This window comes from Lewinella sp. LCG006 (assembly GCF_040784935.1).
Lineage (GTDB): Bacteria > Bacteroidota > Bacteroidia > Chitinophagales > Saprospiraceae > Lewinella.
The window spans coordinates 1,302,837-1,325,970 of record NZ_CP160680.1; the positions used below are offsets into that span (position 1 = coordinate 1,302,837).

The 23,134-nt window shown below is 46.4% G+C and carries 21 protein-coding genes and 1 tRNA gene; 1 reads left to right on the forward strand and 21 read right to left on the reverse strand.

Annotation, left to right across the window (positions count from 1 at the left end; translation table 11 throughout):
- Nucleotides 1–58: 58 nt before the first annotated feature.
- The 14 genes from AB0L18_RS04525 to AB0L18_RS04590 all read right to left on the reverse strand — a co-directional run bounded on the left by AB0L18_RS04525 (nucleotide 59) and on the right by AB0L18_RS04590 (nucleotide 14,738).
- On the reverse strand, nucleotides 59–1,228 hold the full coding sequence (locus tag AB0L18_RS04525; protein ID WP_367391392.1) for a TlpA family protein disulfide reductase: 1,170 nt from the start codon (nucleotides 1,226–1,228) through the stop codon (nucleotides 59–61).
- 85 nt (nucleotides 1,229–1,313) lie between these two features.
- The gene (locus tag AB0L18_RS04530) at nucleotides 1,314–2,513 is read right to left on the reverse strand and encodes a hypothetical protein (protein WP_367391393.1); all 1,200 of its coding nucleotides are present in this window, start codon (nucleotides 2,511–2,513) and stop codon (nucleotides 1,314–1,316) included.
- A gap of 1 nt (nucleotide 2,514) precedes the next feature.
- Nucleotides 2,515–3,198 (reverse strand): ABC transporter ATP-binding protein, encoded by a 684-nt coding sequence (locus AB0L18_RS04535; protein ID WP_367391394.1) that lies wholly within the window; start codon nucleotides 3,196–3,198, stop codon nucleotides 2,515–2,517.
- A 40-nt stretch (nucleotides 3,199–3,238) separates the two neighbouring features.
- Nucleotides 3,239–4,453 carry an ABC transporter permease gene (locus tag AB0L18_RS04540; RefSeq protein WP_367391395.1) on the reverse strand — a complete coding sequence of 405 codons (1,215 nt, stop codon included), beginning with the start codon at nucleotides 4,451–4,453 and terminating at the stop codon, nucleotides 3,239–3,241.
- 14 nt (nucleotides 4,454–4,467) lie between these two features.
- Nucleotides 4,468–5,697, reverse strand: coding sequence for an ABC transporter permease (locus AB0L18_RS04545; RefSeq protein ID WP_367391396.1), 1,230 nt, complete (start codon nucleotides 5,695–5,697; stop codon nucleotides 4,468–4,470).
- A 16-nt stretch (nucleotides 5,698–5,713) separates the two neighbouring features.
- A complete protein-coding gene (locus AB0L18_RS04550) occupies nucleotides 5,714–6,469 on the reverse strand; it encodes an outer membrane lipoprotein-sorting protein (protein ID WP_367391397.1) in 756 nt (251 codons plus the stop codon).
- Between the two features lie 3 nt (nucleotides 6,470–6,472).
- Nucleotides 6,473–7,075 (reverse strand): TetR/AcrR family transcriptional regulator, encoded by a 603-nt coding sequence (locus tag AB0L18_RS04555; RefSeq protein WP_367391398.1) that lies wholly within the window; start codon nucleotides 7,073–7,075, stop codon nucleotides 6,473–6,475.
- 783 nt (nucleotides 7,076–7,858) lie between these two features.
- Complete coding sequence (locus AB0L18_RS04560; RefSeq protein WP_367391399.1) at nucleotides 7,859–8,227, reverse strand: DoxX family protein; 369 nt, start codon at nucleotides 8,225–8,227, stop codon at nucleotides 7,859–7,861.
- A 204-nt stretch (nucleotides 8,228–8,431) separates the two neighbouring features.
- Entirely contained in the window at nucleotides 8,432–9,700 is a 1,269-nt protein-coding gene (gene clpX, locus AB0L18_RS04565; protein ID WP_367391400.1) for an ATP-dependent Clp protease ATP-binding subunit ClpX, read from the reverse strand.
- A gap of 285 nt (nucleotides 9,701–9,985) precedes the next feature.
- Complete coding sequence (locus tag AB0L18_RS04570; RefSeq protein ID WP_367391401.1) at nucleotides 9,986–10,696, reverse strand: ClpP family protease; 711 nt, start codon at nucleotides 10,694–10,696, stop codon at nucleotides 9,986–9,988.
- Nucleotides 10,697–10,754: 58 nt separating this feature from the next.
- A complete protein-coding gene (gene tig, locus AB0L18_RS04575; protein ID WP_367391402.1) occupies nucleotides 10,755–12,173 on the reverse strand; it encodes a trigger factor in 1,419 nt (472 codons plus the stop codon).
- A gap of 216 nt (nucleotides 12,174–12,389) precedes the next feature.
- Nucleotides 12,390–12,471, reverse strand: a tRNA-Leu gene (locus AB0L18_RS04580).
- A 228-nt stretch (nucleotides 12,472–12,699) separates the two neighbouring features.
- Nucleotides 12,700–13,464, reverse strand: a complete 765-nt coding sequence (gene argB / locus AB0L18_RS04585) for an acetylglutamate kinase (RefSeq protein WP_367391403.1) — start codon at nucleotides 13,462–13,464, stop codon at nucleotides 12,700–12,702.
- A gap of 23 nt (nucleotides 13,465–13,487) precedes the next feature.
- On the reverse strand, nucleotides 13,488–14,738 hold the full coding sequence (locus AB0L18_RS04590; protein ID WP_367391404.1) for a hypothetical protein: 1,251 nt from the start codon (nucleotides 14,736–14,738) through the stop codon (nucleotides 13,488–13,490).
- Nucleotides 14,739–14,948: 210 nt separating this feature from the next.
- Here AB0L18_RS04590 and AB0L18_RS04595 point away from each other — a divergent pair, with 210 nt between their 5' ends.
- Nucleotides 14,949–15,614 (forward strand): MCP four helix bundle domain-containing protein, encoded by a 666-nt coding sequence (locus tag AB0L18_RS04595; RefSeq protein WP_367391405.1) that lies wholly within the window; start codon nucleotides 14,949–14,951, stop codon nucleotides 15,612–15,614.
- A 47-nt stretch (nucleotides 15,615–15,661) separates the two neighbouring features.
- On the opposite strand, the gene AB0L18_RS04600 is transcribed toward AB0L18_RS04595, so the two are convergent.
- The 7 genes from AB0L18_RS04600 to atpB form a co-directional block, all read right to left on the reverse strand.
- The gene (locus AB0L18_RS04600) at nucleotides 15,662–16,606 is read right to left on the reverse strand and encodes an N-acetylornithine carbamoyltransferase (protein WP_367391406.1); all 945 of its coding nucleotides are present in this window, start codon (nucleotides 16,604–16,606) and stop codon (nucleotides 15,662–15,664) included.
- Between the two features lie 834 nt (nucleotides 16,607–17,440).
- A complete protein-coding gene (atpG, locus tag AB0L18_RS04605) occupies nucleotides 17,441–18,337 on the reverse strand; it encodes an ATP synthase F1 subunit gamma (protein WP_367391407.1) in 897 nt (298 codons plus the stop codon).
- Between the two features lie 58 nt (nucleotides 18,338–18,395).
- Complete coding sequence (gene atpA / locus AB0L18_RS04610; protein ID WP_367391408.1) at nucleotides 18,396–19,982, reverse strand: F0F1 ATP synthase subunit alpha; 1,587 nt, start codon at nucleotides 19,980–19,982, stop codon at nucleotides 18,396–18,398.
- Between the two features lie 46 nt (nucleotides 19,983–20,028).
- A complete protein-coding gene (gene atpH, locus AB0L18_RS04615; RefSeq protein ID WP_367391409.1) occupies nucleotides 20,029–20,568 on the reverse strand; it encodes an ATP synthase F1 subunit delta in 540 nt (179 codons plus the stop codon).
- Nucleotides 20,569–20,673: 105 nt separating this feature from the next.
- Nucleotides 20,674–21,192 carry a F0F1 ATP synthase subunit B gene (atpF, locus tag AB0L18_RS04620; RefSeq protein ID WP_367391410.1) on the reverse strand — a complete coding sequence of 173 codons (519 nt, stop codon included), beginning with the start codon at nucleotides 21,190–21,192 and terminating at the stop codon, nucleotides 20,674–20,676.
- Between the two features lie 119 nt (nucleotides 21,193–21,311).
- Nucleotides 21,312–21,506: an ATP synthase F0 subunit C gene (gene atpE, locus AB0L18_RS04625; protein WP_020538440.1), complete on the reverse strand. Its 195-nt coding sequence runs from the start codon at nucleotides 21,504–21,506 to the stop codon at nucleotides 21,312–21,314.
- A 59-nt stretch (nucleotides 21,507–21,565) separates the two neighbouring features.
- On the reverse strand, nucleotides 21,566–22,870 hold the full coding sequence (gene atpB / locus AB0L18_RS04630; RefSeq protein WP_367391411.1) for a F0F1 ATP synthase subunit A: 1,305 nt from the start codon (nucleotides 22,868–22,870) through the stop codon (nucleotides 21,566–21,568).
- Nucleotides 22,871–23,134: the final 264 nt, after the last annotated feature.

Sequence of the window (23,134 nt, forward strand, 5' to 3'; positions counted from 1 at the left end):
AAAAATTTAAAACAAAACTCCGCTCCTGGTCTCTTTGCTTAATAGTAACAACCCGTATTTACTTCAAATACACATACAAAAACTCGTGAAGCTCCATCTCTCCATTATCTGAACGGTATAAAATCTCTCCTGTAGGTGCAATAAGAACATAGACAGGATACCTATCAATTTCCAAAAATCGAATCAAGGTGTTGGCACCATCTAACCTTTCCACAACGGATATTCCTGGAATTTCACGCTCGGTGATGTAGGCATCAATTTCTGCGTCTGACTCCAAGTGTTGTGCCGTCACGCTGATCATATCCTTCCCATTACGTTGCAAAAGGGGATAAAGGCTTTGAAGTTTTGGAATCTCCTCCTGGCAGGCTCCACACCACTTTGCGCCGAAGTAGATCAGGTGAGGAATCGTTCGGTCTATCCCAAGGTTATCCCAGTTGATGTGGGCATTATCCTCTACGGCCCATTCCTGAAAAAGGGTGCCTTTTTTATAACCATAAAGCGGTTCTTCGGCAGCCAGCTCTTCCAACTGAATTGTTTTCTGAAGATAATTAAACGCTGAAAACTTAAACTTACGGCCCGCTAAAATAAATATTTCTTGCTCTTTGTAATAGTTGTTTGCCGAGCTGAGCAAACTAAAATCTCCTTCCCCATCAACTTTGATCTTCACATCTGGCAAGAAAGGCCAGACCGTTACTTCATAGGCGACATCCTCTACTTGAAAGGACGCGTTATAAAGCTGATAAGGACTTAAATAGATGTGCTTTCCATCCCCCTTTACCTTCACGGGAATAACTACCATATCAGCGTCTCTTCCCTGGTTTGCAAAGGGATAGAATCTTAGTACCACACTATCAAGAAGAGGTAAAGGGTAAATATCGTGTTGCTGAAAAACAGCATCCCCATCACTATCCACAATCAGGTAATCATGGTTTTGGTGACGCAAATGCGCATAATAAATGGGGAGATAAGCCATCTTCTCCACCGCTTCCCCTCGTAAAAGGTTGTGAATTTCCAAGCGATGGATATCCGTGATACGCCCAGAAGAAAAGGTATCCAGATTGAATTCAAAATCCGAAGCATCCAGACTTGGTGCTGAACCGTGATAAGTAATTTTACCCTTCAGCCTCATGGTATCCTGTAAAAAGATGGTTGTTTGGCTATTTGCCACCAGCGTGGCGAATAGGAATAAGCAAAAGCATATACCGACTTTTAGTTGCGGAGAAAGCATAGCGTTTAATATGTTTTGAATAAAAGCGTAGCGTTACCTATATCAAGTATAATGCAGATTGGAACAATAGTAACACGCTCTCCTTTCAATACGACCACTTCACCCTTAAGAAAACCGCCTGCAAAGGGCTACGATACCCCTCTGCCTCCTGGTCAAAAACGAGCTGGCCCACCGCATCCAGGCTCCAATTTCCTGCGATCGAAACCGCCACGGTAGGATTGAGGAAAAGCGCATGGCTAGCTACCGGACTGTAGATGCTCGTAAGCCCCGCATTCACCAGCGGAGAGACGGGGTAAGAAAGGCTCACAAAGCTGGCCCAGCGGTAAGGATAGAGATTGCGGGCTGAGAGTTCGAAGGTAAATAATTGGAGGATACCGCCCTCCTTTTGGCCCTCGCTGTTGTAGAGGCCACCGGCGTTGAGGTACAAGCCTTTTTCGAAAGCGTAATCAATGTTGGCAGTTACGGCCAAGCTGCTCTTATCGGTTTCGGGCGCATAAAACCAGCTGGCTTCGCCTTTGAATCCAGCATTTTTGAGGTTACCTGCCCAACCTGTGCCGAGTACCCAATGGTCTTGTGCATAACCGCCAATGAACTGCAGATCGTAGCCACCGGTATTGACGACCCAACGCCCGGCCAGAATGCTTTCCTCTAAACGATCACCAGCCCGGGCGGCCAGTTCCAGACTACCGGTGTAGCCTGTATAGTAGCGCACCCTCACGGCGTCAGCTCCCGGGCGTTCTTCGTAATCAAAGTCAGTAAAGGAATAGGCATTGAAGATATCATTAGGGTTCCAAACGGTGCTAATGCCCCAGTTTACGCGCTGTCGACCCAATCGTATCTCCCAACTTTCTTTCGTGTACTCTCCGTAGAAACGATCAAGGACGGTATGGCCTATTAGTTGGCTATTGTCCAGCCAAAGGACATCCAGGTTGAGCCAATCATTGCTGCCAGAAGAGATTTGCTCGCCGTATTGCGGGTTGGATTTGACGACATCGCCGTAGAACAATCGGGTTCTCAAGCCTCCATGTACTCGCCAGTGTTCGCCGTGCGCCCATTCAATATTTAGCCGATGATGAAAAAAATTATCCAGTAACAAGGTATCCGTCCCTTGAAAGCTGGGCGGTGCCAGAAAGGAAGCGTTGAAAAAATTAAAACTTTGCAACTGCTTCACGTAACCGGAGAACAACCACGAATTGGCCTTCTCCTCTTCCTGGCCTAGCAACAAGGTGCTACTTAAAAGAAGTATTCCGGAAAAGAGAAGTATTTTATTGATTGGAATACGCATGTTATCGCCTTTCGTCGCTTACAATCGCCCCATCCTCCAGTGTCACGACTCGCCGGGCTCGGTCAATGACTCGCTGATCGTGGGTGCTGAAGACGAAGGTGACGCCCTCCTCCTTGTTCAACCGAGCCATTATATCCAGTAAATTGGTGGTAGAGGCAGAATCCAGGTTGGCGGTCGGCTCATCCGCCAGGATGAACGTAGGCTTGGGAGCCAACGCTCGGGCCACAGCGACGCGCTGCTGCTGCCCACCGGACATTTCAGCGGGGCGTTTATGTGTTTGGTCGGCCAGGCCTACCGCTTGTAGTAGTTCTGCCGTCCGTTGCTTACGTTCCTCAGCAGGGCGTTTTTGCAACAGCATCACAAAGGCTACATTTTCCTCCGCCGTGAGTACAGGTATCAAATTATAGGCTTGAAAAACAAAACCGATATGATCCTTGCGGAAGTCAATCAATTGATTGTCCGATAGGTCATTGATAGCTGTACCTCCTACTTCTACCCTTCCTTCCGAAGGGCGGTCCAAGCCACCGATGATATTGAGCAAGGTGGTCTTACCTGAACCTGAAGGCCCAACAATAGCCGTGAACTCTCCGGCTTCGATCGCCAGATCCACGCCACGCAGCGCATGTACAGGAACACGATCAGGATTGTAAACTTTGGTAACCCCTTGGGTTTTGATAATTGACATGGTGTTATTTTGATTCTCTGACATTTCCTCAACTCAAGGATTATATTTTTCTAATCGCTTCTACCGGCCGTAAGCGAATTGCTCGCCAGGCCGGATACAAGGCACCAAGCAGGGCGGTAAGCGCAACAATGATCGCTAATTGCACATAAAACCCCGATTGCAACTGAGGGTAAACGATATGCGACATCCCAAACTGGGACAGGCCATTTCCGAAGGCCGATAAATCAATGCCTTTTTTTGCTAAAATGGCAACGGTGCCCCAGCCCAACAGCAGCCCCGGAATAATCGCAAGCAGGGCCAGGAAAAAAGTCTCCAGCACGATCATCCCAAATACCCGGCCCTTGTTCATGCCTACCGCCATCAGCATCCCCAATTCGCGGTAACGCTCCAGTACCGCCATCAGCATCGTATTGACGATTCCGAAGAGCAAAGCCAGCATGATGATGGTCATAAAGATGGTGGCCGAAGTCTGTATTTGCCCTTCGTAAAGCTGCAAATCAGGAGCTACCTCTCGATAGTCTTCCACTAAAAGATTGGGTAGGATCGCCTTTGTTTCCGCTTCTACCTCCACCAATCGCTGTGGGGTATCCAGAAAAAAAGAAAGCTCGTGCGTCATTGCGTCCTCTCCTAGTAGGCGATTGATATCCGTACGGCGAACAAAGATATTTCCTTCATCAAAAGGCTTGTTTCCGGTATCAAAAAGACCAACTACCCGAAAAGCGCCAGCCGTAATCTCGTGGTTGAGATCTTGAAAGGTAAGTACCACCTTGGAACGGACTTTCACCTTTAGTTTAGCCGCTAAGGCGGAACTTAGCAAAATGGGATTACGCCCCTCTTCCGAAAAGTATTCCCCAGCAACAATTCTTTGATCAAGTTCCGTCACCAGGCGTTCCGCCGCGGGGTCGATGCCTCGAATTTGTACGCCGCGGGTATTGCGGGTCGATCCCACCATGGCATTGACCAGCGTGCGGGGGGCTACTCCTTTCACCCCTTCGAGTGCTGCCAACTCCTCCAAAGTCGTCGGATCGATATCAAAATAATAAGCGAGCTTGGCCTCTTCGCGAAAACTATCCTGGTGTACTTGCAAATGGCCAATACTCGTAGCGATAGCATCATCTACATAAGATTGCACCATCCCCACCGTAAAACTGATCATGAAGACCAGCGCCCAAATCCCGAGCACAATGGCCCCGATCACCACAAAAGAGCGGGTACGGGATCGCCAGATATTTCGCCAGGCTATGGTTGTAAGCATAATTGGTATTTTATCTACCCTTCCCGCATCGCGGCAATGGGTTGTAGTTGGCTAATTTTCCACCAGGGATAGAGGGCTAAGATGGTGGTAATGGAAAAAACGATCACCGCCTGCCAGAGAAATATTGCCGGATCAAGCAAGGCTGGCAAGATGGGTTCCATCCCAAATTTTTCGTAGGTCTGAACGGCCTCCTCCCCCATTACACTGAGGTCAATGGGATTCAGTTTTAGGTAATACACCAAAGGAAGCGACAGGCAAATCCCAACGATGGTCCCCAGGAATCCCAACAATATTATCTCTAGCCATACGGTTAGGCCCAATTGCCAGCGGTGCATTCCAATTCCGGTGAGAACGCCAAACTCGTAGCTGCGCTCCCGAGTCATCATCAGGATCGTCCCAAAGATTCCGAAAGAGATGATCAGGTACAATACGATGAGTACGAGATTATTGCCAGCGGCATCCAGTTCTTTGGCGTCAACCAGGTCAGGGATCATTTGTTCCCACCCCAGAATGGCGAACTGGGAGGTATCAAGGCTGGAATCAAGTTGTTGTATGATTCCAGGTACTTGTTCTTTATGGTCAATATCCAGGGCCAGGGTTGTCGCCATGCCTTCTGCACCGAAAAATTGTTCGGCCTCCTGGCGAGGAAGATAGACCATCCGCTTGTTCAAATCGGGAGAACCAAATTTCAACACCCCGGTGATGGGGTACTTCCCCGCAGCGTTGACGCCATGATAGCCCTGACTCAGTAGAATGATCGTGTCCTGTAAGCCCAACCCAAGTCGTTCCATCACACCAGTTGCCACCAATGCGCCCTGTGCCTGGGCTGGCCAGTAGTGCCCTTCAACGACTCGATCAGCTAAAGTCGTAAGTTGATTTTCTGCTTCCGGAGAAACGCCCACTACCAAAACACCCGTCGTGAGATCTGCTCCTGCTGCGAGAGCAAAACTCTCCAGCCGAGGAGCTACTTGTTGGACGCCTTCCGTTTCAAGGATTTTTTGTTCCAATTCCGGCGTCCACATCAGTGCCTCATCCAGTGATTGTTCCTCCCAATATCCTGCCTTCTGGACTTGGGCGTAGCCGAAATAGAAATTGACGACGTTGTCCAGCATGTGATCCCAAGCGCCTTTTTGGATGCTTTGCATAAATGCGGCAAAAAAGACCGCAAAGGCTACCGAAGCCAGGGTGATGAATGTCCGCCTTTTGTTGCGCCAGATATTGCGCCAAGCCATGGTAAAGAGCATGATCTTAATGTTTGAATTAGCGTACCCGCTTCATATTTTGCACCGAAAAGAAGTCATCCTTGAGGTTGACATTAAAATCAAGGGTGATGTATTCCAGGATGGTCTTATGCCCTTCTTCCTCTGCCGGAATCACCTCCATGATGGAAGGCAGTAATTTGCCTCCGAGTTGCTTGATCGCTTTGCCCTGCATGGTATTCACGAGGTAATCGTCTTCATCGTAAAAGGTGGTTTTTAGTTGTAAGTAATCGGTCTTATCAATCCACATTTGAATCTTTCCCCACACCACTGCAGCCTCGGGCTTAGGTTGTAGTTCGATTTTCCAGCATTTGCGATCGCCGATCATTTCTTCTCCCAGGATGCGATGATTGTAGTCTTTGAGGATGGAAGATTCTCTTACCAAATCATCGTTGGTGAAATCAGACCCCATCCAGCTTTGCATCATCATGCTTGGGGGCATCTTGATGCTTCGATCAATGGTCGGTTGCCAGTTCCAGATCTCTTGATCACGTTTTAGAAACGCAACACCTTTATCACGGGCAGGGCCAGTGATCAGAATGAGCGACTTTTCGGTGCCGACGCTCCAACTTTTCAGGGTTACTTCCCGCGACCAATCCGGGCGTACGACGGTCATTTTCATCTCGCTATAGCTAGATGCGCCTCGCAATTTGTCTTCGGCCCTGCGGATGATTTCAGCAGCGTCTTGTGCATTTGCAAAGTTCATACTGAGCACAAAAACCGCCAGTAAAGAGGTGAATTTCATTAAATTTTTCATTGGTTAGTCAGGTAGTTGGTGATGGTATTTCCGATAACGATCAAGCAAATGATCGGCAATTTCTTGTATGGGATAATGAGCGCCCAGGCTGAGATACTGTAAGAACATACCGTCTAAAGCAGCACTGTACAGCAATGCTTCCTTTTCGGGAAAAGGAACACCCAATGCTTCAAACAGCGCGGTAGCCTGAGGCTGGAGTGTCGTCACTTTTTGCTCGAATATGGCCTCCATGCCTTCTAAAACGTGGGGTTGGAACATGAGTGACGTTAATAGCCGCCAATGGTGCTCATCTTCTTGAACCACCTGCAGGGACTTTTTAGTCACTTTTTCGATTTTTTCAAAAGGCGATACATCCAAGGCCAGAATCTCCTGCCACCATTGTTCTCCTTCTTCCATATTGGTCAGGACTATCTGTTGGAGTAAATCTTGCTTGCTTTCAAAATAATTATACATCAGCCCTTTGGACACCTCTGCCGCCTTGGCTATTTGATTGATAGAGGTACTCGCATAGCCACGGGTACCGAACAGCTCTAGGGCCGCAGCCATGATGCGCTGGCGGCTTCGCTGCCTAATTTCATCAAATTGTGCCGTAGTACGTGGAGACATTTTCTATTATTGACCAAACGTTCATTCAAAGATATAGCATTTATAAATACCGCGCAAGAGGTCAAAGTGAAATACTGATTAAGTGAGTAGTAATCGAAGAAATGATTAAAGAAACGTGAGGTTGGTACACAAAGCTCTTGAAACTTGAGGGGTCCCGTCACCCAACCTCACTGTATTAAGTACTTAGTACTAGGTACTTAGATAGAACACCTTTTTAATCCAAGTACGGTGAGGTTGGGGAGTAGTAATTTCCTGATGATCAGCTTTTTAACCCCCAACCTAATATTAAAGAAAGCAAATCATATCAAATTAATTATAATAAACAAAGACTGACAACTAAATATAAGTAATTAAAAATCAAATTTTTATGTAAAAATTTGATCTAATTTTAAAAAAATAAAGCACAACAAAAACACAAAACCTCATCTAGCATTGAGCTAATTCGCCCCTTATCTTTGAGTTGTTATTAAGGATATAGGAAATCAGATTCACATGAAAATAGGATCGTAGCATCCTAAAAAATTACACGGTTTTTTTAAGATACTCCGTAATGACGGAGCATCTGAGTTTTAGGGTACCAAAACCGGACACTTCCCCTAGTGTTCGGTTTTTTTTATCCTTTCTTTACAAAACAGCATGTTAAGTAATGCAATCGAGAATACCCAAATGGATGGAGAATCCTGGGCTTGGGCACGCAACTAACTTCAAAAGGTAGCATTAAAAAACCTCCGTACTTAACCAAGTACGGAGGTTTTCTTATTGTAAAGTTGGTTGTTTGATCAATTACCCAATTACACTGTCATCTTTAGCCATGTGGCCAGCGTACATCCAGGAAGCTCCTGCGATGATCAAATCCTTCAAAAGACTGGTAGTTGACATTTGGTCACCATCCATTGCGCCCTTAAGGTGAAGGGTAAAGACAAAGATCAGCATCAAGACCCCCAGAAGGAAGGTCGCCAATTTATCCATTTTACCCATAAAAACGGAAATAGCCGCTGCAATCATACCGACACCGGTAAGGTATACCCAAATGATTCCGCCTGGAATAGGCACCATACCAGCCATTTGCTCCGCAGCCATAAAGTGGAAAGCCCCAAAAACGAGAAAAGGTACAGCAAAGAGATATTTGCCGAGGTTGAGTAAAGCATTCATATCGTTTTGTTTTGATTCACAATCGCTACATTTATTGTAGCTACATTCCTCTACAATAATGAGAAATAATAACCAAACAAACAACTGAATCAACACAAAAATACAAAACAATAACCCGAACAAAAAAGACAAACCAAAAATAGTAGCTACATACAACAAGAAAGCAAAATAACACAAAAGGACTCAGAGAGCTACTCCTGTGATCTAAGCTGCTTTCAAACGGGCCAACTTGGACCGTCCCAACTTCTCTTCCGCATAGCTGGCCGAAATTTCAAAAGTTGTGACTTCCTTTTGTCCTGGTAGTTCAAACATGGCGTCCGTCATGATGGCTTCACAAATGGAACGCAAACCACGGGCGCCGAGATTAAACGCTAGTGCTTTTTCGGCGATCAATACAATGGCGTCTTCGGTAAAGCTGAGTTCGATACCTTCTAATTCGAACAGCTTCTTGTATTGACGTACTAAAGAATTTTTGGGTTCCGTCAAAATCCGAATTAAAGACTCCTTGTCCAGTGGATCAAGGTAGGTAAGGATTGGCAAACGGCCCAGCAGTTCGGGAATCAAGCCAAAAGACTTGAGATCTTGATGGTTGACATAGCTCAGCATGTTTTCCCGATCAATTTTTTCCTTGGCATCACCACGGTAACCGATGACTTGGGTGTTTAAACGACGGCTGATGACTTTTTCAATGCCATCAAATGCACCGCCACACACAAAGAGGATGTTGCTGGTATTGATTTTTACCAACTTTTGCTCTGGGTGTTTGCGCCCTCCCTGAGGGGGAACATTCACATCCGTACCTTCCAGCATTTTCAGCAAAGCCTGCTGCACACCTTCCCCTGATACATCACGGGTAATACTGGGGTTATCGGATTTGCGAGCAACTTTATCTATTTCATCTATATATACAATGCCACGCTCGGCGGCAGCAACGTCATAATCACATACCTGCAATAATCGACTAAGAATACTCTCCACATCTTCTCCTACGTAGCCTGCTTCCGTAAATACTGTCGCATCAACGATAGCAAAGGGAACATTGAGCAAACGAGCAATCGTCTTGGCTAGTAATGTTTTACCTGTACCCGTACGCCCAACAAAAACGATATTGCTTTTTTCAATCTCTACCCCATCATCAGCTGTTGGTTGAGCCAAACGCTTATAATGGTTATACACCGCTACCGAAATGACTTTTTTGGCATCATCTTGCCCGATGATGTATTCATCGAGATGCTTCTTGATTTGCTGTGGGTTATAATTGATCTTGCCACTGTAAACCGGTGGTTCTCCCGGTTTGCCTTCTAAAGGTGCATTAGGATTAGCGCCACCATAAAGTTCTTCTTGTACAATCTCGCCAGCCTGTTCTACACAAACTTCACAAATATGTCCTTCGATGCCAGCAATAAGGATCATCGCTTCTGACTTATCCCTGCCACAAAAAGAACAACGGTAGTTTTGTTTGGTACGACGCATAACACTTTTTTAAAATTCTTCTTTTACTAAAAAATAAAAGAACCCACATTAAGAAGTTCTCTAAAGATACTCATAAAAACAGCACAAAAATGAATTGAGCCTTCGTTTTGCAAATAGATGACTAAGCGTCCAGTTCTCCCCGAAGGAATCACTAAGTGAGATACTTATGAGAAAACCTGCTCGCCAAACGGGTAAGCAAGCGTGTCAACTATTTGAAAAACCTTAAAGAAGGCTCAATTCATTTTTTGCGCAATAAATGGCTGGGTTCTTATCCAGCCTTTACAGTTATTTCTCTTCGCGAGAGCTGTTGCGGTCGAGTACTTCGTCCACCAGGCCGTAAGCTTTTGCTTCACCTGCAACCATCCAATTATCACGATCACAATCCTTCTCGATGGTATCGTAATCTTGTCCGGTGTGGTGTGCCAGGATGTCGTAAAGCTCTTTCTGCATCTGCTTGATGAGCTTGTAGCTAATTTCCATATCAGAAACCTGACCCTGCATACCACCCAAAGGCTGGTGAATCATCACGCGGCTGTGCGCCAAACAAGTACGCTTACCTTTGGTACCAGCAGCAAGTAATACTGCACCCATGGAAGCTGCCAAACCGGTACAAATCGTACCTACGTCTGGGGCTACGTACTGCATGGTATCATAAATCCCTAATCCAGCGATCACCGAACCACCAGGGCTATTGATAAACATCTGTACATCCCGCTTGGGGTCAGTAGATTCAAGGAAAAGCAACTGAGCCTGAATAACGTTGGCTACATAATCATTTACGGGTACTCCCATAAAGATGATACGGTCCATCATCAGGCGGCTGAATACATCCAGACCTACGATATTCATTTGGCGTTCCTCAATAACATTAGGAGTAAAACCCTGAATATTAGGTGCCATAACCGGGCCAGACTTCTCAGCATATTTTTCAAGATGCATGCTACTCATACCCAAATGTTGGGTAGCATACTTCATGAATTCATTCTTATGAAACATGTAGGTTAATTTTTATTACTTCTTATTAACAACAAGCAGCCCGGGAGGTTGACTTGAACTACTCTTCTTCTTCAAGAAGGAGGTTTTGGGCCTCATTTTCCGCCTGAATCTTGGCTACAATTTCCTGCAATTCATCGGGGGTAATCACCTTATCGGTTAAGGTAAATTCTTCTTGTATGCGGATGCTGAGTTTATCGTTCATCAGTTCATCGAACTTATCGCGAACGCTTTTCTCCTCCTTCATCATACGATCAACCATACCGTTGATCATCTCATCACCTAACCACTCGGGGCGCTGGCCACCAAAATAGCCCATCACTTGTTGGGCAAAACCTTGGCGTACCTCTTCAGGCTTCACTTCCAGTTCAAACTGCTTGACGAGTTTCTCCCGGATCAAGGTCCATTGCAATCCTTTTACGAAGCCTTCAAAACCAGCTTCGACGCTTGCTGGCGTATTCTTTTCGTTAGAAACCAGCAACCAACGCTTGAGGAAGGTCTCTGGAAATACGACTTGATTCTTCTCCATCAATAGATCCTGGGCCGAGCGGAACAAAAGTGCGTTGGTTTGTCCTTCGAAATAACCACGGTAATCTTGCTGGATTTTAGCCAGCGCTTCCTCCTCACTGCTTACATCTCCTTCCCCAAAAGCTTTCTGAAAGAAATCTTCATCCAGTTCCGCTAGCTTATGGCGGCTAATCTTATCGATGGTTAAAGAAAAAGCTTCAGAAATATCGCGATCATCGTCTTCGTCCAAACCTAAAAGGTACTTACGTACATGTTCTTCACTGGTTTTTGCTTCGAGATTGAAAACGTCCAAGATCGCCGTATCACCAATTTTCTTACCTAAAAATGCCTCTCTGGCATCGTCGGTGATATTCTCAATAAAAAGGGTGAATTCGTTTTCGATACCCCCTTCTTTAGGCTCCTCTCCTTCCAGCTCTACTGCTTTGAGGGTAATGATGTCGCGCTCCGCTACCGCGTCTTCTACTTCTTCAGACACGCCAAAACGACGACGTAGGTTCATCAACTCTTCCGCAAGTGTAGCTGCATCAGGTTCTACCACATATTTCTCCAGGGTTTCCTCATTGCCCAAGCCCTGCACCTCAAATTGTGGTGCCAGCCCCAGGTCAAACTTGAAAACGTAATCGCCTAAATTAGAAACACTGAATTCAAACTCTTCCTGCTCTTCAGAAGGGATAGGCTGCCCCAGAAAATCGATCTCAGCATCTTCGGCGTAAAGAAATTTAGACATTTCTTCCTGCAACTCCTTGTTAACAACTTCCGCCAGGATGCTGCGTCCGAACATTTTCCGTACCACCGACATCGGGATATTTCCTTTGCGGAATCCCTTGAGGCTAGCCTGTTTACGGTAACGCTTGAGTTCTTTCTGAAAATCTGCTAAATAATCTTCCTTCGCAACGGTCACCGTAAGGGCAACGTTCAAAGCATCGATATCCTCTCGTGCAATAGTAGCCATAGAATATTAGACAAGTATAATGTGCAAAAATTTGATCGTTCGTTATTGACCAACAACTCAATGAGATCTACAGTTGTGTCGACGATCATTATTCAAATGCCACCTACCATATTGAATGGTTTCGGACAAAAAAAGGATGGCAGCGAACCTACTCACTCCATCCTTTCGATATATTCTGTATAAAGAGCCCAACTAGGAACTCTTTTTTTCTGTATGTGCGGGTGGAGGGACTTGAACCCCCACGCCGTGAAGCACTAGATCCTAAGTCTAGCATGTCTACCAATTTCATCACACCCGCAATAAATACCAAGTAAGCAACCTGTGAAGCCTACTGCTTTGTTAAAAAGCGACGCAAAAATACACCTTATTTTCTTAACAATCCAATTTTTTAAACAAGTTTTTTACTTCAAGATTGTTTTTCCTGGACTCCATGCTCCGTTGGCAGGGTTTGAAACCTACGGAGCAGGGAGCATCGTGATATATAAATAACGAGGAACCAACAAAAAGAAACTTTTTGAGACTGCCTTCACCAACTCAACCGAGTAGCCTTACCGTTGCCTAAACTTTCCAAATTCCCCACATAAACCGCTTTTACCCCATTCGCTATCGCCGCGAAAGCATTGTCCAATTTGGGCAGCATCCCAGAATGGACAATGCCTTCTTGTTTCAGTTCCGCGTAGCTTGTGGGGTTCAGGTGCCCAATTACACTTTTATTATCCTCTGCATCCATCAAGACACCAGGTTTTTCAAAGCAGTAAAGCAGTTCAACCTCATAGGCCGCTGCCAGTGCTACGGCAATGCTGGAAGCGATGGTATCCGCATTGGTATTCAATAGTTGCCCCTGCTTATCGTGGGTGATGGCACAACATACCGGGGAGAAGCCCCCCTCCAGCAGCGACTTAAAACCTGCGGTATTAACCGCATCAATATCTCCGGCGAAGCCGTAGTCGATATCCTTGACGATCCGTTTATGCGCCCGGATGAGGTTGCCGTCGGCTCCAGTAACGCCCAGGGCGTTGCAGTTTTTGGCTTGTAGTTGAGCCACCAGCTGCTTATTGAGTAAACCAGCGTAGACCATCGTGACAACTTCCAGTGTAGCGGCATCTGTAATCCGGCGACCATTGACCATTTTGGCTTCGTGGCCCATCTTTTTGAGCAGATCACTGGCTTCACGGCCGCCCCCGTGCACCAGTATGGCAGGGCTTTGGTAATCAGCAAAAAACGAAAGCGCCTGGTCCAATGCCAGAGGGTCGGCCAAAACATTGCCACCAATTTTGAGAATACGTAACATACGGCTGCTTTTGTACAGCAAAACTAATACCGCGCGGTGACAATCTCCAGTAAGGTATGAGATTCTTTGCTCACAAAAATCTCCAACTCCTTGTTCAAAAGCCCCGTCGAGTAAAATTTGGACGGAGCAGTCAGTTTTTTAATACCATACCGATTAGGCTGCAAAATCAGGTAGGCAGTGCCATATTCTTCCGCCATATCCCGGATTCTGACCTTGACCCTGATCTTCTTGCGGTTGGCAATATCTTTGCCTATTTTCAGGTAACCAGGTAGAAAAGCAATAGCGGAAATGATGCCGTAAAAAGTCAGGCAGATTAAAAACACGTAGCCCAATGTTGCCGCTCCGCCAGAAAAGATAGCGGCAATGATGAAGCCAAATAGAAAAAATCCTGCCAACAAAAACAACTGCTTGACGATACTTTGGCGAGCATCATAAAGTGCAAAAATATCCTTGGAGGTCATTTCTTCCACCTTGGAGTTGCCTTGCTCTTTGGCGGAAAAATTACTGGAGGTGTTGGTGGATGTTGATGTATAGGTGTTTGACTGATGATCGGTAGTTGGTTCTTGATGATGAGTTTCGGCAGCTGATCCGGTAAAATTGGCTTGTGCCGAAGCGGTGCGCGCCTGCGAATTTGCGGCATCAGCCGTTTCAAATTGCCTTCCTTTATGCAGGTAAGCGGCTATTTCTGTAAACAAAACCTGGTTGGCAGGTGTAGCAGCAATGGTTTTCTGGTAATAGGCCAAGGTATAGAGGAGTGGAAAATTTTCTTTGCTTACCGCCTTGCTCCTGATGTCTTCTTCCCAATCCAGTTTAAGAAACTTACCAAAGTACACTTTCAATAATTCGCTGAAGAGTGATTTCTGCACATTTTTCGGCAAGTACTCCGGTGACATATTGTACAAAAAGGCCTTTCCGAAAATCCGTCGTTGGGTTTCCTCCTCCTTATTTACGCTGGAATGTGCCACCCAGGAATAAATACAAAAACCAATCAGGGCCAAACCCAGCAACATGTAAATAGCCTTCATCACCCCACCCGAAGAGGGAAAACTGGAAGCGTACATCAATCCTCCAATCCCAAGAAGTCCAAAGTGAATTTTTGCGTAAGCATGTAAAATATCTTTGCCCCCCATTGGAATTTCTATCCCCAGATTGTCACTGATTTTGTAGATACAACTCGTGGGAAACAAAGGTAAACCAAGGATAAAAAAACGAGTTCTGAGGCTCTGCCCATGGTAACTGTTACGTCCAGGCATATTGATGACTCCTATTCTCATGTTCTAAGTCTTTTTCTTTGTGACAATTTTTGTTGTGTATGTACACTTCTATTGCTTAGAGAAGAAATGAGTAACCAACACAATCTGACTAAAAGTGTATCATGGATCAATACGCCGGTCTTTCTTATCAAGAAAAGTAATTCCACCCTATTTCGTAAAAAATCGTTATTTTTCTAAAACGCCCTAATCACCACCACCAAATCGTCCCCGATGAAGTCTAAATTTTTCCTTCCCGCTAAATACAAAGCAGCTATAGTGTTGCTTCTGATGATTACAATGTTGTTGGGAGGTATTCTCCTCGAACGACATTTTTTTCAAAAAATCAACTCCGCCTCTACTGCATTGTTCGAAGATCGGCTAATGCCCTCCACTTTCGTTTACCATCTTACCGATTTTATTCATCAGCGGCACCGGGTGGTTGAGAAAACTATCCTGATTCCGTCGTCCAAGCCAACCGCTCCAACAATTGATGAAATTAGCACTTATCGCCAGCAGATGGATTCGATTATGGTTGCTTTCCAAAGCACCTTTTTAGTAAAAGAGGAAATGATGTCTTTAGAACGATTGAAAACTGCCTTGAAAACATACGAAAATGTAGAGCAGCAATTGCTATCAACACCTGCTACTGATAAAAACATCAAAGATTTAGAGTTCCATCTTGATGCCATTCGTACCGAATTATTTATGCTTAGCAACATCCAAACCACGGTAGGCAAAGAACTCCTCACAGACTCTGACCACGTAGTGGCTACGGCTTATGCTTTGAACAAATTCCAGATCAGCATCTTAATCATCTGCTGCCTTATTGCCCAGGTATTTATTCTGCGTTCTAAAATCGTTCGTTCACCAATCCCACAGCAGCCCAACCTTAATTAAGTCGGACCTAGAAAAAAATCGCAGCCAAATTTGTGGTAATTCCAATACTATCCCTTCTCTAACATCCGCTGCAATACGGCTTGCGCAGCGTAAAGTCGGTTACCGGCTTGCGGCAATACCAATGATTGTGGTCCATCCAAAACAGCATCACTCACCACTACATTTCTACGTACCGGGAGGCAGTGCATAAAGTAGCCCTCATCCGTCAGGGTCATTTTCTCGGCAGTTACCTGCCAATCCTTCGCTATCGGCTGGGGTTTTCCGTAGGGATTTAGCGGCGACCAGTTTTTGGCGTAGATAAAATCAGCACCCGCAAATGCTTCTTCCTGATCATAAACTACGGGGGTGTCTTTCACAAAGGAGGGGTCAAGTTCATAGCCTTTAGGGTGGGTTAACACCAAATCTACCGGAGCTACTTGCATCCACTCCAGAAAGGAATTGCTCACCGCTTGGGGTAAGGCACGGGGGTGGGGCGCCCATGTGAGCACTACTTTTGGACGAATACGCTTTTTGTATTCTTCTATAGTCACCCAATCAGCCAAGCTTTGCAGCGGGTGGCGAATAGCGGATTCGAGGCTCACCACAGGCACGGTTGCATGTTTGATAAAAGCGTTCATCACCTCGTCTGCATAATCTCTGTCCTTATCCTCCAGATCAGGAAACGACCTTACGCCCAAAATATCGGCATACTGGCTCATCACTCCGGCGGCTTCGCGAATGTGTTCGGCGCTGCCGCCATTCATCACGGTTCCATCGGCAAACTCCAGTTTCCAGCCATCGGCTACGTTGAGGGTCATCACATTACAGCCCAGGTTTTTCGCCGCAAGCTCCGTACTCAGGCGGGTACGCAGGCTGGGGTTGAAAAACACCAAAATAACGGTCTTGTTCTGCCCCAATGCTTGATTGGCATAAGGTGCCTTCTTTAAGGCTAGTGCTTCCGCCACCAAACTGGCTGGATCATCAATGTCGTAGACGGAGGTAAATTGCTTCATCGCTATTGCTTTTCGGAGAAAGTTCCAAAAATGCAGCTTTTACGTGAAAAACAGGGATTACAAGTAGGCAGATTTTATCGGGAGTTCCACTCGCTAAGGCTCGGGATGGTGCTCTCCCGATGCTCGGGATCGCGGTAGTGTTCTCCGCCTGCGGCGGTTCACGGGGGTGCTCATCCCGAAGCCTCGGGATTCGCGGGGGGGGGTCGCTAGCGCTCACGAGGTGGGGCTGCATCGGCTTTGCCGGTATTGGGAAGCCTCTGCCGCCCTTCGGACTAGGATTTTCACATAAGCTTACATTGTCCAGCGCTTTTTTTGCATCATCATCTACTAGGCCCTAGTCCTGAAAGGATGATATACGCTGGGATGGGACGTAAGTCCTATCGCCCTATCACACACAAAGGGTTTTCAAGGTCGGAAGTGAGAATTCGGAAGTCGGAAGTAATGAGATACGCGTAGCTCTTCGGGCGTATAAGGCTCTGCACACCCCCGCCAGTAGGGGAACAAGATATTGCGTTGATTAGAGGCCTAATTCCCTGGATAGTTCACGGCTAAAGCAAAGATAGTTTGAGTCTAAATATTCCAACTAGAACACAAAGAAAAGTAGTATTCCCTATCAACTGGGGCACCTAAGCCCGCTCGTCCCGAGACTTAGGGGCGAGCACAACCACGATCCCGAGCATCGGGAGAGTACCCCCGCGAATCCCGAGGCTTCGGGATGAGCCCCCCCGTGAGCGCCAGCGAACAATCCCGCGAGTGCAACGAGCACTACGAGCACAAAAAAGGCCATCCCGCCGAAGCAGAATGACCTTTTACCTTTACTTTAAACATATATCACTAAGCACTTTCCAGGGCTGCCGCACCACCGACAATCTCGAGGATTTCGTTGGTGATTGCCTCTTGACGTGCTTTGTTGTAGGATATTTTCAGATCACGCAGTAAATCGTTGGCGTTCTCTGTTGCAGAATCCATGGCAGTCATCCGGGCCCCATGCTCAGAAGCTTGGGTATCCAGGTTGAACTTGTGGAACTGCGTTTGTAGAATACTTGGCACCAAGTGGCTCAGTAAGCCCTCTTTGCTTGGCTCGAAGATATAGTCTGCGCGAAGATTGGTATCACCTTCCTCCATTTCCACCTTCGGTACTGGCAGAAAAGGAACATGAACCGTATTTTGGATAGCTGCATTGCGGAATTCACCGTAAGCAACCTCTACCGCGTCAAAACGTCCATCTTTAAAATTGTCCATCAGGTAAGTAGCTACCTTCTTGGTATTGTCAAAACTCAGGTCATCAAACAGGTTGACGTAATCGGAAATGATGTTGACTGAGTCAGCGTAACGCTTCTTGAAATACTCATTGCCTTTCTTACCAATAAACAGCATCGTGAGGTTGCCACGTGCGTGAACATCAGCAAACTTACCGTTCATGGCGGCCAGTGCTGCTTTGATCACGTTGGTGTTAAACGCTCCACAAAGACCACGATTGGAAGTGACGACGACAATACAGGCACGTTCTACTGGACGTTCCTGGCCAAAAACAGTACCGGCATCTCCTTCCAGGTTAGAAAGGATATTGCGCAGCATACTGTCCAGCTTGTTGGCGTAAGGGCGCATCTGAGTGATCGCATCCTGTGCACGCCGCAGCTTGGCTGCCGAAACCATCTTCATGGCTTTGGTGATCTGCTGAGTATTTTGGACCGAAGCAATCCGGTCACGGACTTCTTTTAAATTAGCCATCGGGGGCAAACTTTATTAAGTATTCACAATTCGAAACAGTATGCTAGTGCCCTACTGCTTACTTCTTGTACTGAGCCGTTAGCTCCTTTGCCAAAGCTTCCAGCTTCGCAAGGTCTTCATCCTGGTATTTACCAGCACGGAAGTTGTCCAGTACTCCTTGTTCGCGGCGTTCCATTTCAGAGAGGAAGAACTCTTCGAATTCTTTCACTTTCTCAACAGGAACATCACGCAACATACCTTTGGTACCCAAGTAAATGATAGCTACCTGCTTTTCTACCGCTACCGGAGAATACTGAGGCTGCTTCAGGATTTCCACGTTACGCTTACCTTTTTCGATCACCGAAAGGGTAGCCGCATCGAGGTCAGAACCGAACTTGGCAAATGCTTCCAATTCGCGGTACTGTGCCTGATCCAGTTTCAAGGTACCAGATACTTTCTTCATTGACTTGATCTGCGCAGAACCACCTACCCGGCTTACAGAGATACCTACGTTGATCGCCGGACGAATACCTGCGTTGAACAGGTTGGATTCGAGGAAGATCTGACCGTCGGTAATCGAAATTACGTTGGTAGGGATATAGGCAGAAACGTCACCAGCCTGGGTTTCAATGATCGGCAATGCCGTCAAAGAACCACCACCTTTAACGATACCTGCTTCTTTCAAGCTATCCGGAAGGTCATTCATATTCTGAGCCAAGCCATCATCAGCGATTACCTTAGCGGCACGCTCCAACAGACGACTGTGCAGGTAGAATACATCACCAGGATAGGCCTCACGACCTGGAGGACGACGCAGCAGCAGCGATACCTCACGGTAAGCTACGGCCTGCTTAGACAAATCATCATAGATGATCAGTGCTGGGCGGCCAGTATCCCGGAAGAACTCACCGATAGATGCACCTGCAAATGGTGCGTAGAACTGCAAAGGAGCAGGATCAGCGGCAGAGGAAGACACGATCACCGAGTAAGGCATAGCACCGTTCTCTTCGAGTACACGTGCTACTTGTGCTACGGTTGAGGCCTTCTGTCCACAAGCTACGTAGATACAGTAAACAGGCTCACCGCGATCGTAAAATTCTTTCTGGTTCAGGATGGTGTCAATAGCGATCGCTGTCTTACCCGTTTGGCGGTCACCAATGATCAATTCCCGCTGGCCACGACCGATAGGAATCATCGCATCGATAGCTTTGATACCCGTCTGTAGGGGTTCGTTTACTGGCTGGCGGTAGATTACACCAGGAGCTTTACGCTCCAAAGGCATCTCGTAAGTAGTGCCAGTGATTTCTCCCTTACCGTCGATAGGCTCACCCAATGGGTTCACTACGCGGCCAAGGTATCCCTCCCCTACGTTAATAGATGCAATACGGCCAGTACGATGAACCCGTGAGCCTTCACGAAGACCATCACTAGGCCCCATCATAACCACACCAACATTGTCTTCTTCCAGGTTCAGTACGATGGCCTGAACGCCAGTTTCAAATTCAACGAGCTCACCCGCACGGGCGTTCAACAAACCGTAAACGCGGGCGATACCGTCACCCACCTCTAATACGGTGCCATATTCCTCTAGCTGCGTAGCACTGTCAAAACCAGACAGTTGCTGCTTAAGGATTGCGGAGATTTCATCAGGTTTTACGTCAACCATGATTTATAATTATTTTTAAGAATAATAATTTAGTTCTTAGTACTGCTTAGCTAAGCAGGCTGCGCTTCACTTCTTCCAGTTTCTGCGCGACACTGGCGTCGTAGATTTTGTCATCCAACTCCAGGATAAATCCACCGATCAGTTCAGGGTTTACCGCTGTTTCGATCTCTACCGATTGGGCCGTTGCATCACTTACTGTAAGTTTTGCCTTCAACGCTTCCATAGCAGCAGCCGTCATGGGCTTTGCCGTAGTCACTTTTACAGTAGAAATGTGCTTGATCTTTTTGTACTGAGTAATAAACTCTTCCGCTACTTCTGGCAGGTAAGGCTCACGGCCTTTATTTACCAGAATGCGCAGAAAAGCCATCGTCATCTCATCGTACTTATCCTTGAACAAGGCATCGAGGATGGAAAGCTTCTTGCGAGCATTAACGATAGGGCTCTTTAACAGCAGGTAGAAGTCCCGGTTTTTGCTGGCAGCCTGAAAAGACTTCACGTCTTCCAGTACCCGGTCGAGCTTGTTTTGCTCCCGAGCCAAGTCCAACAAGGATTTAGCGTAGCGTCCTGCGATTCTTTGTACTGACATGCGCCTGTGTTATTATATTACACGCCTTTTAGAGCGTCTAGATCTTGATACGCCTATGCATGGCTTTTCGATCTGATACGCCAAAACATGGCGTATTTACTTCAATTAATTGAGCTTGATATCGTCTACCAAAGTATTGACAAACTGCTCCTGCTCTTTGTCGCCGGCCAGTTGCTTGCGCAATACTTTTTCTGCGATACCAATCGCCATAGCACCAACTTCTTTCTTAAGCTCGGCCATCGCTACCTTACGCTGGTTCTCGATTTCCTGCTGGGCATTGGTCACGATCTTCTTCGCTTCTTCGCGCGCCTGATCTTTGGCCTCTTTGACGATCTGATCCTTCGTTTCTTTGGCTTCTTTCAACATCCGAGCACGCTCTTCGCGAGCTTCCGTCAGGAGCTTTTGGTTTTCCGCCTGCACGTTCGACATCTCTTCGCGCGCCTTCTTAGCTTCATCCAATGCTTCTTGGATATCGTTGTCACGCTTTTTCAAAGCGTTCTGAATTGGCTTGAAAGCCATCCGACCTAGTACCGTCCACAGTACAATAAAGATGATAGACGTCCAGAAGATCAAACCTGGATCTGGTTTGATAACAGAAAAATCAGCTAACAGAAAAATATTCATTGTCTATATATTTTGATTTTGCTTGACGCAAAAAGAAAATGGCAATTCTTTTTAAAGATCAACCGTGGCCGCAGCCAACCGCTACGGCCACTGGTTGGTTCTTTGATCGTTTGCTAAAATTAGCCAGCCAAAAGGCCTACTACGATAGCAAACAGTGCAGCACCTTCTACGAGGGCCGCAGTAACGATCATGTTGTTACGAATATCACCAACAGCTTCTGGCTGACGTGCGATAGCATCCATTGCGTGGCTACCAATCAAACCTACGCCGATTCCGGCTCCTAATGCGGCAATACCTGCTCCAATTGCACCCATGATAAAGGGAATTTTGTGATTAAAAAAAGTATCTTAAAAACGCGACGCGTCGCGTCTGATTAATGTGCGTGTTCGTGGTCGTGGTGTTCGTGCTCTTCTACCGCAGCTCCAATGTAAGAGGCCGTCAGGATAGCAAAGATGAACGCCTGTAGGAAGGCTACCAACAACTCGATCAGGTTCATAAAGGCGGTAAACAAGCCACCGATGAATGCGCCTGTTGCAGCACCACCAACGCTTGCACCATTCTCACCAAACAAGAAGATCAAACCGATCAAACTGAGGATGATAATGTGACCTGCAGAAATGTTGGCAAACAAACGAATCATCAACGAGAACGGCTTGATGAAAAGTCCTAATACCTCTACGATAGTTAGAATTGGCTTTACGAACGTCGGTACACCCGGCATCCATACTACGTGCTCCCAGTAATGTCCGTTGCCATGGATATTAGTGATGATAAAGGCCAGTACAGCCAAAACCAAGGTCACAGCCAAATTACCCGTTACGTTGGCACCACCAGGGAAGAAAGGAATCAACCCTAGAAGGTTACAAAACAGGATAAAGAAGAACAAGGTCATGATAAACGGCTGAAAGCGCTCGTACTTAGGCCCGATCATCGGCTTCGTTACCTCATCACGAATAAAGGTAAAGAAAGGCTCGAAGAACGACTGAATGCCCGAAGGAGCTTTGCCTTCATTTTTCTTGTAACCTTTAGCAACAGCTCCCCAGATGAAGATCAACAGCAATGAAGCCAGGATCATGGTGAACACGTTCTTGGTAATAGAGAAATCGTAGAAAGAGGTTATACCTCCACCTAAAATACCACCATCTAAGGTAGATGGCTTGTCCAATTTCCAAAGTTCACCTTTCGCACAAGCGAAGTAAACGTCTTTCTCTTTGGTCTTTCCTTTGTCGTCGGTAATGGTTTCTACTTGGTGTAGAATGCCGTCAATGTGTACTTCGCCCATAGGGAAGCTGTCATCAGCAATACGATTGGCACGTCCATGGTTGAGAACATAACCATCAACAGCTGCATGTCCGTGGTGAAACATACTACTCGTACCTATTGTCCAGCCATGCTCAGGGGCATAAAGAAATACGGGGAGTGGAATATGAAGATCTTTCCACACGTGGAACTCGTTGGCATCAGCAATGTGATTCATTACTGTAGATACCGGATCGTACTCGCCATCCTCGGCATGATCGCCACAACCGCCGTGCTCACCTGGGGAGGTGGTAGCTGCGGCATCATGGGAATGATCATGACCATGCTCGTCATGATCGTGCTGAGCAAAAATGGGGCCTGACAATAGTGCCAGCACCACTACGAAAAGATAAGATGAGAAACGGGAAGATACTTTCACGCTACGTCGCTTTTTGGTCGTTTGTTAAAACCTGCGCAAAAGTAGATACTTTAACCCGTTTAAAAAAACTCCCTTTATCTTTTTTTAACACAAAGTAACCGGGAGGAAATACTGATAAACAGTAAGTTAGCAAGCAATACCCCTTTTTTACTTCCGGTACATTAGTCAGATGATGCGCAGAGCCGTCAATTGTTTGCTGAAAAAACTTTAGTGCAAAATATATATTGGCATTCTCGTTTTTATTCCGTCCTTGCCTTTCAGCTA